This is a genomic window from Roseixanthobacter liquoris (assembly GCF_043195135.2).
Classification (GTDB): Bacteria; Pseudomonadota; Alphaproteobacteria; order Rhizobiales; family Xanthobacteraceae; genus NCEH01.
Window position 1 is genome coordinate 2,346,097 of record NZ_CM195537.1, and the last position, 14,465, is coordinate 2,360,561.

A 14,465-nucleotide genomic window follows, 5' to 3' on the forward strand; every position below is an offset into this window, starting at 1 on the left:
GATCACCGAGCGCCCTTATAGCGCCATTCGGGGCGGTCAATGGTGACGAAAGTTTGATCGTGGCGGGAAAAGTCCGTCCGGTCTCACGAGCGCCCGCGCATGCGGATGTTGAAGCTGTCGTAGGAATATTCCGCGATCTGCCACCACAGGAGCTGTTCGGAGCGGATGCTGACCAGGCTCTCCAGGGCTTGCTTGAAGCTCGGATTCTGCGCCGCCAGCGTATTGTAGAGCTCGAACGAGGCCTTGTAGCCCGCTTCCAGAATGGGCGTGGAGAAGGCGCGCAGTTCCGCCCCCTGCTGCACCAGACGGCGCAGGGCGGGCGGGTTGACGGCGTCATATTTCGCCAGCATCCAATTGTTGGCCGCCTCGCAGGCATTGCTGAGAATGGCCTGGTAATGCTTGGGCAGCTTGTCCCACTGGTCCTTGTTGATGAGCAGGTGGAGCATGGCGCCGCCCTCCCACCAGCCGGGATAATAATAATATTTCGCCACCTTCACGAGGCCGAGCTTCTCGTCGTCATAGGGCCCGACGAATTCCGCCGCATCGATGGTGCCGCGTTCCAGCGCGGGATAGACGTCGCTCGGCGGCAATTGCTGCGGCACCACGCCGAGCTTGGCCAGGACCTGCCCGCCGATGCCGCCGATTCGGAATTTCAGCCCCTTCAGATCCTCGACGGTATTGATTTCCTTGCGGAAGAAGCCGCCCATCTGGGTGCCGGAATTGCCCATGGGAATGCCGAGTGTGTTGTATTTCGCCAGCACGCCGTTGATGATGTCGGCGCCGCCGCTGAAGAACCACCAGGAATGCTGCTGGCGCGAATTGAAGCCGAACGGCACGCCGGTGCCGAAGGCCAGCGTCGGGTCCTTGCCGATATAGAAATATGTGGCGCTCTGGGCGCATTCGACCGTGCCGTTCTGCACCGCGTCGAGCGCCTGGAGGCCGGGCACGATCTCGCCGGCGGGAAAGGTCTGGATCTGGAACTTGCCGTCGGTCGCCTCGCTCACCATTTTCGAAAGCGTCTGGGCGGTGCCGAAGATGGTATCGAGCGAGCGCGGGAACGAAGAGGTCAGGCGCCACTTCACCTCGGGCTGGCTCTGCGCCAGGGCCGGCATGGCGAGGGTGGTGGCTGCGGTCGCGGCGATCGCGGTGCCGGAAGCGCCGAGGAAGCGGCGGCGTGCGGTATCCATGGGGATCTCCTGGGCGTCTTCGTTCTTACGTCTTGGCTTGGGGCGTCTTGATTTTGTCGCGGGAGAGGTGTCACGACGGGGCGGTGGCGTCAATCGCGGCGTCCGCCCGCCGCATCGCAGCATCGTGAACCCGCGTCCACCTGTGAGGATTGAGCTTATGTTTCGGCCGACCTGGATTGCCGCTTTGCTGGCGCTCGCCCTTGCCGTTCCCTCCGCGGCGGGCGCGCAGGAGCCGGACCTGATCTTCAAGAAGTCCACGGTGTGGAAATTCCTGACCCCCGACGACAAGCTCGCGGTCTATGGCATCGACGATCCGGTGGTCTCGGGCGTCGCCTGCCATTACACGACGCCGGAAAAGGGCGGTCTCTCGGGCATGGTCGGGGTGGCGGAGCAGACCTCCGACATCTCGCTCGCCTGCCGCCAGATCGGGCCGATCGCCTTCACCAAGAAGTTCGAGCAGGGCGACGTGGTGTTCCGCGAGAGCCGCTCCTTCTTCTTCAAGAAGATGCAGATCGTGCGGGGCTGCGATACCAAGCGCAACGTGCTGGTCTATCTGGTCTATTCCGACAAGCTGATCGACGGCAGCCCGAAGAATTCCACCTCCACCGTGCCGATCATGCCCTGGGGCACCACCGGCGAGGTGCCGCGCTGCGCCGACTTCCTGAAGTAGCGCCGGGCCGCGTCCGCGCATGCGACTGCGGCGCGCGCGGATTCGTCGGGTTCAGCTTCAGCGGGTGCAGATTCACCGCGTACAGGTGATGGCGACGACGGCCGGGCAGTTGAGCCCGGTGCAGACCGCGCGCGGGGTCTGCTGGGTGCTGGCGATGGGAACGATGCCGCTGGCGTCCGCGACCTTCCCATAGTCCAGGGCCCGGGAATAATCATGGGTGCGGCACCAGGCGGTGGCGAGCCGTTCGCCGCACTGCTCGCCGTTGGCGAGGCACATGTCGACGCCGTACGCGTCGGAATTCTCGATCAGGAAGATTCGCGTCTCCGCCGACGCGGCGCTCGAAGCGAGCATGAGAGCGGCGGCGAGAAGCAAAGCGGGTTTCTGCATGGGCAGGTCGGGGACCTCTGAGGGACCCGAGGGCCTGATGCGAAATCAGGCGCGGGGGCCGAAGGAATGACGCGCGGTGACAGATACGCGATACCGAAGCGGGAGTGGCATAGCCGCGTCGCAGCATTTTGGTCAACCCTCTCCCTGGGGCATGCGAAAGAGGCTGTGGCCCACAAAGCGGCCGCCTGCACGCGGAATCGGCTTGACGCTTGCGTGATCGCCTCCCATTGTCCCGCGCCATGAACGGCCAGATCTCAGCGCGTCCGCGCGCCCACCTGTCGATTATCTGCGGTTAGCCCGAATAGCTGGCCGCGGCCGTCCTATGCTGCACCCCTCTTGAGGAGTTTGGACGCCCCGGCCGGCACCGGAGCGGCGCTTGCGCGTCCTTAAAAGGTCCAAAGGGGAGCACACGATCCATGGAGCTGCGGCTCTACAACACCCTGACCCGGTCGAAAGACCCGTTCCGGCCCATCGATCCCGCCAATGTGCGGATGTATGTGTGCGGCCCCACGGTCTACGACCACGCTCATATCGGCAATGCGCGGCCGGTGATCGTGTTCGACGTGCTGTTCCGCCTGCTGCGGCGCCTCTATGGCGAGCGGCATGTGACCTATGTGCGCAACATCACGGACGTGGACGACAAGATCAACGCCCGCGCCGCCGACCGCGGCATCTCCATCCGCGACCTGACGGAGGAGACCTACGACTGGTTCCGCAAGGATACGGCGGAGCTGGGCTGCCTGCGCCCCACCGTGGAGCCGCGCGCCACCGAGCATATCGCGGAGATGAGGACCCTCATCGAGCGGCTGGTCGCCTCCGGCCACGCCTATGTGGCGGAGGATCACGTCCTGTTCAACGTGCCGGCCATGCCGGACTATGGCCGCCTCTCGCGCCGCCCGCTGGACGAGATGATCGCCGGCGCGCGCGTGGATGTGGCGCCCTACAAGCGCGACGCCATGGATTTCGTGCTGTGGAAGCCGAGCGCCGAGGGCACGCCGGGCTGGGAGTCGCCCTGCGGCATCGCCGTGCCGGGGCGGCCCGGCTGGCATATCGAATGCTCGGCCATGTCGTGGAAGCATCTCGGCGAAACCTTCGACATCCACGGCGGCGGCATCGATCTCGTGTTCCCCCATCATGAGAACGAGATCGCCCAGTCGCGCTGCGCCTTCGACAGCGCCGTGATGGCGCGCACCTGGATGCACAACGGCTTCCTGATGCTGGAAGGCGAGAAGATGTCCAAGTCGCTGGGCAATTTCGTCACCATCCGCGAATTGCTGAACGACTGGCCGGGCGAGGTGCTGCGCCTCGCCATGCTCTCCACCCATTACCGCCAGCCCATCAACTGGACCCGGCAGGGCATCGGGTTCGCCGCCAAGACGCTGGACAAATGGTATCGCATCGTCGGCGACGAGCCGGCGCAGCGCGAGGGCGAGGGCGAAAACCCGTTCGAGGCGGAGATCGCCGAGCGGCTGGGGGACGACCTGAATTCCCCGTCCGCCATCAGCCACCTGCACCATCTCGCCACGGTCGCGGAGGACGTGGACACCTCCTCGGCCCTGAAGCGGCGGTTCAAGGCGGCGGCCAATCTCATGGGCCTGTTGCAGGAAACCGAGAGCGAGTGGCGCGCCCGCCAGGCCCAGGATGCGGCGGTGGACGCGGCCATGGTCGAGGAGCTGATCGCCGCCCGCAATGCCGCGCGCAAGGCCCGCGACTTCGCCGCGGCGGATCATATCCGCGAGCAATTGGCGGCCAAGGGCGTGGTGCTGATGGACGGCAAGGACGGAACCACCTCGTGGGAGGTTGCACGATGATGGCGAAGACCCCGGACTCCCGGACCAAAGAGAACCTGCCGCGTCCGGCCCTGCGGCCCCTGCTGCCCGCCGATACGCAAGCGCTCGCGGCCATCTTCCGCGCCTCCGTCGAGGAACTGACCGGGGAGGATTACGACACCGACCAGCAGGACGCCTGGATCGGCGTCGCCGACGACGAGGCGGCCTTCGGCGCGCGGCTCGCCGAGGAGCTGACCCTGGTGGCCACCATGGAGGGCGCCCCGGTGGGCTTCATCGCGCTCAAGGGCGATGTGATGATCGACATGCTCTATGTGCATCCGGCCGTGGCGGGGCAGGGTGTCGGCACACTGCTGTGCGAGGCGGCGGAGACCATCGCCAAGGCGCGCGGCAAGGACACCCTCACGGTCGATGCCAGCGACACCGCCCAGCGCTTCTTCGCCCGGCGCGGCTACGTGCCCCAGCGCCGCAACACGGTGACGCTCGGCGATGCGTGGCTCGGCAACACCACCATGCAGAAGACCTTGCCGGAGCTGAAAGCGCCGTCATGACCGACGCCGTCATCAGCGGCGTCCCGCAGAGGGCGGGCGAACCCGCATGGAGCCCCGCGCGCGAACGCCTCTATCTCTACGACACCACCCTGCGCGACGGGGCGCAGACCCAGGGCGTCGATTTCACCCTGGCCGACAAGCTGACCGTGCTCGGCCTGCTGGACCGGCTCGGCATCGATTATGCGGAAGCCGGCTATCCCGGCGCCAATCCCACCGACACCGCCCTGTTCGCGGAAACACGGGCCGCGCGGGCGAAGATCGCCGCCTTCGGCATGACCCGGCGGCCGGGGCGCTCGGTGTCCAACGATCCCGGCCTCGCCGCGCTGGTCGGGGCGCAGGCGGATGCGGTGTGCCTGGTGGCCAAGGCCTCGGCCTTCCAGGTGCGGGTGGCGCTGGAGACCAGCGAAGAGGAGAACCTCGCCGCGATCCGCGAGAGCGTCGCGGCGGTGGTGGCCGCCGGGCGCGAGGCGCTGGTGGATTGCGAGCACTTCTTCGACGGCTACAAGGAAAATCCCGATTTCGCCCTGGCCTGCGCCCGCGCCGCTCATGAGGCCGGCGCGCGCTGGGTGGTGCTGTGCGACACCAATGGCGGCAGCCTGCCGCATGAGGTGACGCGGATCGTCGGCGCGGTGACGGCCGTTGTGCCGGGCGATCATGTGGGCATCCATGCCCATAACGACACCGAGCAGGCGGTCGCCAATTCGCTGGCGGCGGTTCTGGCCGGCGCGCGGCAGATCCAGGGCACGCTGAACGGTCTCGGCGAGCGCTGCGGCAATGCCAATCTGTGCTCGCTGCTGCCGACCTTGGCGCTGAAAGAGCCGTTCGCGAGCCGCTTCGATCTCGGCCCGGCGGCGAGGGCGCTGGCGGACCTCGCCCCGGTCTCGCGCCATCTCGACGAGATGCTGAACCGCGCGCCGAACCGCCATGCGCCTTACGTGGGCGAGAGCGCGTTCGCCACCAAGGCCGGCATCCACGCCTCGGCGCTGATGAAGGACCCCACGACCTACGAGCACGTCCCGCCGGAAAAAGTGGGCAACCGGCGGAAGGTGCTGGTGTCCGACCAGGCGGGCCGGTCCAACGTGCTTTCCGAGCTGGAGCGGCTCGGCGTCGACGTGGACAAGGCCGACCCGCGCCTGGTGCGCCTGTTGGACGAGGTGAAGCAGCGCGAGCACCTCGGCTATGCCTATGAGGCGGCGGACGCCTCCTTCGCCCTGCTGGCGCGGCGCATGCTGGGCTCGGTGCCGGATTTCTTCTTCGTCGAGCGGTTTTCCGTGCAGGTGGAACGGCGCTACAACGCGCGCGGCGAGCTGGCCACGGTTGCCGAGGCGGTCGTGAAGGTGAAGGTGGACGCGGAGACCCTGATCTCCGCCGCCGAGGGCAACGGCCCGGTGAACGCGCTCGACCTCGCTTTGCGCAAGGATCTGGGCAAGTACCAGCCCTATATCGCCGGCCTGCGGCTCACCGACTACCGGGTGCGCATCCTCGACGGCGGCACGGGCGCCGTGACGCGGGTGCTGATCGAGAGCGCCGACGAGACCGGCGCGCGCTGGACCACGGTCGGCGTCTCCCCCAACATCATCGATGCCTCGTTCGAGGCGCTGCTGGATTCCATCACCTGGAAGCTGATCCAGGCGGGCGCACCGGCGGCGCGGGGCTGAACGCCCGGGACCGGGCGTTTAAGCCTTCACATGCCCTGGATGGCCGTGCTCGCGGCGGCGTGGATATCGGTTTCCTTCACCCCGGCGGCGGCGGCCTGGAGCATGGGCAGGATCTGCCCCGCATCTTCCGCCACCAGCAGGTTCACCGGCGCCATGCCCCGGATGAAGGCGTTCGCCCGCATATGGTCCAGCAGCGACAGGAACGGGTCCCAGAAGCCGGCGATGTTCGCCACCAGGATCGGCTTGCGATGCTGGCCGAGCTGGGCCCAGGTGAGCTGCTCCACCAGTTCCTCCAGCGTGCCGACCCCGCCCGGCAAGGCGACGAAGGCGTCCGCGCGCTCGAACATCAGCTTCTTGCGCTCGTGCATGTCGGTGGTGACGACGAGTTCGCCGCCATGGTCGAAGGCGCGTTCGCGGGAGATCAGGAATTGCGGGATGATGCCCGTCACCTCCCCGCCATTGCGCGCCACGGCGGTCGCGACTTCCCCCATCAGCCCCACGCCGCCGCCGCCATAGACGAGGCGCACCCCGCTGCGGGCGAGGATTTCGCCGAACCGGCGCGCCTCCTCCACGAAGATCGGGTCCGAGCCGGGGGAGGAACCGCAATAGACGCACACGCTTTCGATACGTGCCATGGGGCCTGCTTTGGTATGTCTGTTCACTGTCTCACATGGCCGACGTTACCCGTCGGCTCCTTCAAATTGATGATGCGCCGCGACGAAATCGTGACGCGGGAGAAAACAACGTCTTTGCCTTGTTTTGGTTCGGATCATCGTTTATCGCCGATGGCCGATGACTGATGCTTTCCCTTCCTCGGCCGAGTCGGAGCTTCTGGCGGCGCAATTGCGGGCGCTGGCCCATCCGGCGCGCCTCAAGGTGCTCGAGACCCTCGCGCGGCACGAGGCCTGCGTGTGCGGTGAAATCGTCGCCGGTCTGCCCCTGGCGCAATCGACCGTGTCGCAACACATAAAGGTTCTCGCGGACGCGGGCCTCATTCGCGTGACGGTCGATGGCCCGCGATCCTGCTATTGCATCGACCACGCGGCGCTGCGCGCCCTGCGCGGCCGTCTGGATGGCCTGTTCGCCGCGCTCGCTCCGGCGGGCGATGCCGCGCGCACGGCAGCGCTTCAAGATTAAGTAGGTTTTGATGTCCGATTCTTCAACGTCCCGCGCCGCGCGCGAGAATGCACGCGGCGCCTTCAAGGCGGTCGCGGCCGCCGGTGGCGCCCTGACGAAGACCGTCGCGGCCCTCTGGCCCTATCTCTGGCCGCAGGATCGTGCCGATCTCAAGGCCCGGGTGGTGGCGACCAGCGCGCTGATCGTGCTCGCCAAGCTCGCCACCATGGCGGTGCCGTTCTTCTTCAAATGGGCGACCGATGCCCTCACCACCCGGCCGGACGGGCAGGGCGACATCGACATCGCCTGGTTCCTCGCCGCCCCGGTGCTGCTGACTTTGGCCTATGGCGGCGCGCGCCTCGTGATGGCCGGCATCACCCAATTGCGCGACGGCATCTTCGCCAAGGTGGCGCTGCATGCGGTGCGCAAGCTGGCGCTCCAGACCTTCGAGCACATGCATGCGCTCTCCCTGCGCTTCCATCTGGAGCGCAAGACCGGCGGGCTGACCCGCGTGCTGGAGCGGGCGCGCGAGGGCATCGAGACCATCGTGCGCATGCTGGTGCTCCAGCTCGCGCCGACGGTGTTGGAAATGCTGCTGGTGCTGCTCGTCCTCGCCTTCGCGTTCGACTGGCGCTATGTCGCCGTCGTGGCGGTGACGGTGGCGCTCTACACCTGGTTCACCTATGCCGCGAGCGAATGGCGCATTCAAATCCGCCGCGACATGAACGAGAGCGACACCGAGGCCAACACCAAGGCCGTGGACAGCCTGCTCAATTACGAGACCGTGAAATATTTCGGCGCCGAGCGCTGGGAGACCGCGCGCTATGACCGCTCGGTCGCGCGCTACGAGAACGCCACGGTGCGCACCTTCACCTCGCTGGCATGGCTCAACGCGGGCCAGGCGGCGATCTTCACCCTGGGCCTCACCTCCACCATGGTGCTGGCGGCGTTCGACGTGCGCGCCGGGCGGCAGAGCCTGGGCGGCTTCGTCATGGTCAATGCCATGATGATCCAGCTCTACCAGCCGCTGAACTTCCTCGGCATGATCTATCGCGAGATCAAGCAGGCCATCGTCGATATCGAGGCCATGTTCGCCGTGCTCTCGCGCGATCCCGAGATCGAGGACAAGCCGGGCGCCGGGGCGCTCCAGGTGAATGGCGGCACGGTGCGTTTCGAGGATGTGCGTTTTTCCTACGAGGCCGACCGCGAGATCCTGAAGGGCATTTCCTTCGAGGTGCCGGCGGGCCGCACGGTGGCCATCGTCGGGCCGTCCGGCGCCGGCAAGAGCACGATTTCGCGCCTCATGTTCCGCTTCTATGACGTGAAGAGCGGCCGCATCACCATCGACGGGCAGGACATCCGCGAGGTGACGCAGGAGAGCCTGCGCGCCGCCATCGGCATGGTGCCGCAGGACACCGTGCTGTTCAACGACACCATCGCCTACAACATCCGCTACGGTCGGCAGGATGCCTCCGAGGCCGAGGTGGAGGAGGCGGCGAGGCTCGCGCAGATCGATCCCTTCATCCGCGCCATGCCCAAGGGCTACAAGACTGAGGTGGGCGAGCGCGGGCTGAAGCTCTCCGGCGGCGAGAAGCAGCGCGTCGCCATCGCCCGCACCATCCTGAAGGCCCCGCCGATCCTGCTGCTGGACGAGGCGACCTCCGCCTTGGACAGCCATACGGAGAAGGAAATCCAGAACGCGCTGGAGCGGGTGTCCGAAGGGCGCACGACCCTGGTCATCGCGCACCGCCTCTCCACCGTGATCGGCGCCGACGAGATCCTGGTCCTGTCGCAGGGCACGGTGGCCGAGCGCGGCAGCCATGCCGAGCTCCTCGCCAAGGGCGGGCTTTATGCCGCGCTCTGGCGGCGCCAGCGCGAAGCGGACGACGCCCGCGAGAAGCTCGCCGCCGCCCAGGAAAGCGACGTGCCGGTGCTCGACAAGGATGCCGCGCCGGCGGTCCGGCTGGTGGATCATCACGAGGACGAGGCGAGCTCCGCCGCCTGAGGACGGGCGGCTCGCCGGGGCGCGCCTTTGCTGGCAGCGCAGCCCCCTCACCCCAACCCTCTCCCCGCCGGGGAGAGGGGGCCTTTGCGGTATGGCGACTGGCACCCACCGGACCTCCGTCTCTCCTGAGAGAAAGAGGGCTTTTCCGGACGCCGCCCACCGGACCTCCACCTCTCCCCCCCGGGGAGAGGTCGCCCGCGCAGCGGGCGGGTGAGGGGCCGGCGTGGCCGCCGGGCCGTCCCGGCTCCCTCTCCCGCGTGCGGGGGAGGGTTGGGGAGGGGGACCTCCCTCCACCGGAACCAGCACTTCGGAAACCGGGCGCACCTCCCTGCTCCGTCCTCGGCTAGCCCCCTCCCTGTCCCTCCCCCGCAAGCGGGAGAGGGAATGCCGCACGGGCACCGTCGCATCGGCGGTGCGGCTGGTGGACCCTCCCACGGACGAGGCGAGCTCGGCGGTCTGAGGGCGGGCGGCTGGCCGGGGTGCGTTTTGCGGCAGCGCAGCCCCCTCACTCCCAACCCTCTCCCCGCCGGGGAGAGGGGGCCCTTGCGGGATGGCGACTGGCACCCACCGCAATCCACCTCTCCTCACCGGGGAGAGGGGGATTTTTCAGGACGCGGGGCGCGGACCCATCCACCTCTCCCCCACGGGGAGAGGTCGCCCGCGCAGCGGGCGGGTGAGGGGCCGGCGTGGCCACCGGGCCGTCCCGGCTCCCTCTCCCGCGTGCGGGGGAGGGTTGGGGAGGGGGACCTCCCTCCACCGAAACCAGCACTTCGGAAACCGGGCGCACCTCCCTGCTCCGTCCTCGGCTAGCCCCCTCCCTGTCCCTCCCCCGCAAGCGGGAGAGGGAATGCCCCCGACCGGCGCCGTCGCATCGGCGGTGCGGCTGGTGGACCCACCCGCGGACGAGGCGAGTTCGGCGGCCTGAGGGCGGGCGGCTCGCCGGGGCGCGTTTTGCGGCAGCGCAGCCCCCTCACCCCCAACCCTCTCCCCGCCGGGGAGAGGGGGGCCTTTGCGGGATGGCGGCTGGCATCCACCGGACCTTCACCTCTCCCCCATGGGGAGAGGTCGCCCGCGCAGCGGGCGGGTGAGGGGGCTGCGTGGCTGCCGCGCCGTCCCGGCTCCCTCTCCCGCGTGCGGGGGAGGGCTGGGGAGGGGGCCCTCCCTCCACCGGAACCCCCTGCCTAATTTAAAGGCGCTGCCTCGCCGCTCCGACCCGCCGCCCGCGCGGAAAGGTCGATGCTTGGACCCGCGCGCGCGTTGCCGAAATTGGCCCCCGAACGTTCGCCCGAAATGGCGGTTTCGTCCGGCGCAAAGTCGCGGAGGAGCGTCACGAAACCACTCTTCGTCTGCGGCAAGTCCCTGGTTTCACGTGAAACATTTTCCCGGATGTCGCGCCGCGCCCGGCCGCCCGGCAGCTGTCCACCGCCCGGCACGCACGGGCGGGCCCCGCGAAAAGGACCGGCGTGGATGATCCCCGCTCCGTCCGGCGCCCCCGCCGGGCCGCGCGCCGCACGATCGTCATTTGACGGCGGGGCAGGGGGTGACTACCTGTTTCCCCCGCGCCCCGAACGCGCGGCCTGATCCGGAGACTTGAGTGTCCATCGTCGCGTCCGTCCGCAAAAGCCTCGTTCCCATCCATCGCGAGGGCTATCCCTTCATCGCCATCGCGGTGGTGATCGCCCTCGGCCTGCTGATGGTCTCCACCTTCTTCGGCATGATCGCGCTGGGGCTCGCGCTCTGGACGACCCTGTTCTTCCGCGATCCCCCGCGCGTGACCCCGCTGCGCGAAGGGCTGGTGGTGGCGCCCGCCGACGGCACGGTGTCGCAGATTTCGCTCGCCATCCCGCCACGCGAGCTCGACCTTTCCGACACCCCGCTGCTGCGCGTGTCGATCTTCATGAACGTGTTCAACGTGCACGTGAATCGTGCCCCGGTCTCGGGCCGCATCGCGCGCGTCGCTTACAAGCCGGGCATCTTTCTCAACGCCGATCTCGACAAGGCGAGCGAGGACAATGAGCGCAACGGCCTGGTGTTCCGCACCGCCGCCGGCCCGGTCGGCTGCGTTCAGATCGCCGGCCTGATCGCCCGGCGCATCGTGTGTTTCGTGCGCGAGGGCGAGGAACTGGGCGCGGGCGAGCGCTTCGGCCTCATCCGGTTCGGCTCGCGGGTGGATGTGTACCTGCCCATCGGCACGCGGGTGCAGGTGGCGGAAGGCCAGCTGACCACCGCCGGCGAGACCGTCATCGCCGATTTCGCTGCGCCCGGTGCGCGCGACACCGCCTATCGCGTGAGCTGAGAGATGGCCGCTTCCCTTCCCCCGCTCGATCCGCACGGCGCGCCGCCGGTGTGGCGCCTCGGCAAGATCCCGGTGCGCGTGCTGCTGCCGAACCTCGTGACCTTGCTCGCCTTGTGCTCGGGCCTCACCGCGGTGCGCATGGCGATCGAGGGGCGGCTGGAACTGGCGCTCGCGGCGATCGTGTTCGCCGCCATCCTGGACGGGGTGGACGGGCGCCTGGCGCGGGCGCTGAAGGGCACCTCGCGCTTCGGCGCGGAGCTGGACAGCCTCGCCGACTTCGTCAATTTCGGCTGCGCGCCGGCGCTGATCCTGTATCTGTGGGGGCTCGACACGGTGGGCTCCATCGGCTGGCTGGTGGTGCTGATCTTCGCCATCTGCGCCGCGCTGCGCCTCGCCCGCTTCAACGTGATGCTGGACGATCCCAACCGGCCGGCGTTCGCGGCGGATTTCTTCACCGGCATTCCCGCCCCCGCGGGCGCCATCGTGGCGCTGCTGCCGGTCTATCTCGACCTGCTCGGCCTGCCGCGCGGCGGCGCCACGGCCCCGGTCGCGCTGGTCTATTGCCTCGGCATCGGCCTCCTGATGATCTCCAAGGTGCCGGCCTATTCCGGCAAGACCCTGGGCAAAAGGGTGCGGCGGGACATGGTGCTGCCGCTGTTCGTGGTGGTGGCGATGTTCGTCGGCCTGCTGGCGAGCTACCCCTGGACCGTGCTTGCGGTGTGCAGCCTGCTGTATCTGGGCTTCCTGCCCTTCTCCTTCCTGCGCTATCGCCGGCTGATGGCGGAGCATGTGGCGCAAACCGAACCCGCCGCCCCCTCTCCCGACCTGTAGCCGACCGCCGGACCCTCCGTTCGGCCGGGTGAAGAGGGTTGTGTCGTAGTTGTCCTATTTATAGGATATTCGCATCTCGACCTCGGGATGCAGATGCATGCAATAGCGCCATCTGTGCCTATTTTGCGTGCAAAACCGAACGCTGATGCCTCGTCCCGACTGATGATTTGTACCATTAAGTCTCTGAACAATAACAATATATAAAAAGTGGTATGCAATTGGCACACCCCTTGAATGAGAGAGCGCAGGCACGCTTTTTCTCAGACGGGGACCCCAGGCATGAATCGTCGCGAGTTTCTCAAAACGGCTTCCGTGACCGCAACCGCCAGCGCGGCGGGTGTGGCGGCACCGGCGGTGTTCTCCTCTGCCCAGGCGCAGGCGCGCTCGGAAACCCTGCTGATCGTCTCCGAGAGCGGGCCGAACAATCTGGACGTCCAGGGCGTCGGCACCAATGTGCCCGGCTATGAAGTCAGCTGGAACTGCTATGACCGCCTGATCACCCATCCCATGAAGGATGTGAACGGCACGCCCTATTACGACCGCGACAAAATCGAGGGAGAACTGGCCGAGGACATGACCCTCGGGGACATGTCCGCGACCTTCAAGCTGAAAAAGAACGCCACCTTCCAGGACGGCACGCCGGTGACCGCCAAGGACGTGAAATGGTCCATGGACCGGGCGGTCAGCGTCGGCGGCTTTCCCACCTTCCAGATGAAGGCCGGATCGCTGGAGAAGCCGGAGCAGTTCGTGGTGGTGGACGACCACACCTTCCGCGTCGATTTCCTGCGCAAGGATCGCCTCACCATCCCAGATCTCGCGGTGGTGGTGCCGTGCGTCATGAATTCAGAACTGGTGAAGAAGAACGCCACCGCACAGGACCCCTGGGGCCTGGAATACGCCAAGCAGAACACCGTCGGCTCCGGCGCCTACAAGGTCACCAAATGGACCCCCGGCACCGAAGTGGTGTTCGAGCGCAACGAAAAATGGGTCGGCGGCCCGATGCCGAAGATCAAGCGGGTGATCTGGCGCATGGTGCCCTCGGCCGGCAATCGGCGCGCGCTGCTGGAGCGCGGCGACGCCGATATTTCCTATGACCTGCCCAACAAGGACTTCGTGGAACTGAAGGACAGCGGCAAGCTGACCATCATCTCCACGCCTTATTCCAACGGCCTGCAATATATCGGCATGAACGTCACCAAGCCGCCGTTCGACAATCTGAAGGTGCGGCAGGCCATTGCCTATGCCATCCCCTATCAGAAGATCATGGATGCGGTGCTGTTCGGGCTCGGCAAGCCCATGTTCGGTGCAACTCCGGGCGGCGTGAGCCAGCCGGTGTGGCCGCAGCCCGCCCCGTTCACCACCGATCTCGGCAAGGCCAAGCAATTGCTGGCGGAGGCCGGCTATCCCAACGGGCTTGAAACCACGATTTCGTTCGACCTTGGCTTTGCCGGCGTGAACGAGCCGCTGTGCGTGCTGCTGCAGGAAAATCTGCAGGAACTCGGCATCAAGACCACGATCAACAAGATCCCCGGCGCCAACTGGCGCACCGAGCTGAACAAGAAAGAGCTGCCGCTCTTCACCAACGTGTTTTCCGGCTGGCTGGATTATCCCGAATACTTCTTCTTCTGGTGCTATCACGGGCAGAATTCCGTGTTCAACACCATGAGCTACAAGTCGGCGGCGATGGATGCGTTCATCGACGGCGCCCGCGCCGCGGCGGCGAACGGCGACAAGGTGGCCTACGATGCGGACGTGAAGGGCATGATCGATCTTGCCTTCGCCGATGTGCCGCGCATCCCGCTCTACCAGCCCTATGTGAACATCGCGATGCAGAAGAACGTGACCGGCTACGAATACTGGTTCCACCGCCGGCTGGACTATCGCGCGTTCGCGAAGAGCTGAGGATTTTCATCGTTCGCGCGTCTCCCTCGCCCGCCTCTCTCCCCGTGGGGGCGAGGGGCGGGAAGGGGGCAGGCG

General features: G+C 67.2%; 12 protein-coding genes. 9 read left to right on the top strand and 3 right to left on the bottom strand.

The window, feature by feature from the left end:
• Nucleotides 1-83: 83 nt before the first annotated feature.
• On the bottom strand, nt 84-1,187 hold the full coding sequence (locus V5F84_RS10370) for a TRAP transporter substrate-binding protein (protein ID WP_394042666.1): 1,104 nt from the start codon (nt 1,185-1,187) through the stop codon (nt 84-86).
• 157 nt (nt 1,188-1,344) lie between these two features.
• Here V5F84_RS10370 and V5F84_RS10375 point away from each other — a divergent pair, with 157 nt between their 5' ends.
• Nucleotides 1,345-1,857, top strand: coding sequence for a CreA family protein (locus tag V5F84_RS10375; protein ID WP_394042665.1), 513 nt, complete (start codon nt 1,345-1,347; stop codon nt 1,855-1,857).
• Between the two features lie 72 nt (nt 1,858-1,929).
• On the opposite strand, the gene V5F84_RS10380 is transcribed toward V5F84_RS10375, so the two are convergent.
• The gene (locus V5F84_RS10380) at nt 1,930-2,244 is read right to left on the bottom strand and encodes a hypothetical protein (protein WP_394042664.1); all 315 of its coding nucleotides are present in this window, start codon (nt 2,242-2,244) and stop codon (nt 1,930-1,932) included.
• Between the two features lie 416 nt (nt 2,245-2,660).
• Here V5F84_RS10380 and cysS point away from each other — a divergent pair, with 416 nt between their 5' ends.
• From cysS to cimA, 3 genes are read left to right on the top strand one after another with little or no spacing between them, the layout of a single operon-like run.
• Complete coding sequence (gene cysS, locus V5F84_RS10385) at nt 2,661-4,055, top strand: cysteine--tRNA ligase (RefSeq protein ID WP_394042663.1); 1,395 nt, start codon at nt 2,661-2,663, stop codon at nt 4,053-4,055.
• Nucleotides 4,052-4,582, top strand: coding sequence for a GNAT family N-acetyltransferase (locus V5F84_RS10390; protein WP_394042662.1), 531 nt, complete (start codon nt 4,052-4,054; stop codon nt 4,580-4,582). The genes cysS and V5F84_RS10390 overlap by 4 nt, the downstream gene beginning before the upstream one ends.
• A complete protein-coding gene (cimA, locus tag V5F84_RS10395; protein ID WP_394042661.1) occupies nt 4,579-6,240 on the top strand; it encodes a citramalate synthase in 1,662 nt (553 codons plus the stop codon). The genes V5F84_RS10390 and cimA overlap by 4 nt, the downstream gene beginning before the upstream one ends.
• A 26-nt stretch (nt 6,241-6,266) precedes the next feature.
• Here the strand turns inward: cimA and V5F84_RS10400 are convergent, their stop codons facing one another.
• Nucleotides 6,267-6,875, bottom strand: coding sequence for an LOG family protein (locus tag V5F84_RS10400; protein WP_394042660.1), 609 nt, complete (start codon nt 6,873-6,875; stop codon nt 6,267-6,269).
• 157 nt (nt 6,876-7,032) lie between these two features.
• Here V5F84_RS10400 and V5F84_RS10405 point away from each other — a divergent pair, with 157 nt between their 5' ends.
• From V5F84_RS10405 to V5F84_RS10425, 5 genes are all read left to right on the top strand, one after another.
• Nucleotides 7,033-7,377, top strand: a complete 345-nt coding sequence (locus V5F84_RS10405; protein ID WP_394042659.1) for an ArsR/SmtB family transcription factor — start codon at nt 7,033-7,035, stop codon at nt 7,375-7,377.
• Between the two features lie 10 nt (nt 7,378-7,387).
• Complete coding sequence (locus V5F84_RS10410) at nt 7,388-9,361, top strand: ABCB family ABC transporter ATP-binding protein/permease (protein WP_394042658.1); 1,974 nt, start codon at nt 7,388-7,390, stop codon at nt 9,359-9,361.
• Nucleotides 9,362-10,955: 1,594 nt separating this feature from the next.
• On the top strand, nt 10,956-11,657 hold the full coding sequence (locus tag V5F84_RS10415) for a phosphatidylserine decarboxylase (RefSeq protein WP_394042656.1): 702 nt from the start codon (nt 10,956-10,958) through the stop codon (nt 11,655-11,657).
• A 3-nt stretch (nt 11,658-11,660) separates the two neighbouring features.
• Nucleotides 11,661-12,488, top strand: a complete 828-nt coding sequence (gene pssA / locus V5F84_RS10420) for a CDP-diacylglycerol--serine O-phosphatidyltransferase (RefSeq protein WP_394042655.1) — start codon at nt 11,661-11,663, stop codon at nt 12,486-12,488.
• A 279-nt stretch (nt 12,489-12,767) separates the two neighbouring features.
• Complete coding sequence (locus V5F84_RS10425; RefSeq protein ID WP_394042654.1) at nt 12,768-14,390, top strand: ABC transporter substrate-binding protein; 1,623 nt, start codon at nt 12,768-12,770, stop codon at nt 14,388-14,390.
• The last annotated feature ends 75 nt before the right edge of the window (nt 14,391-14,465 follow it).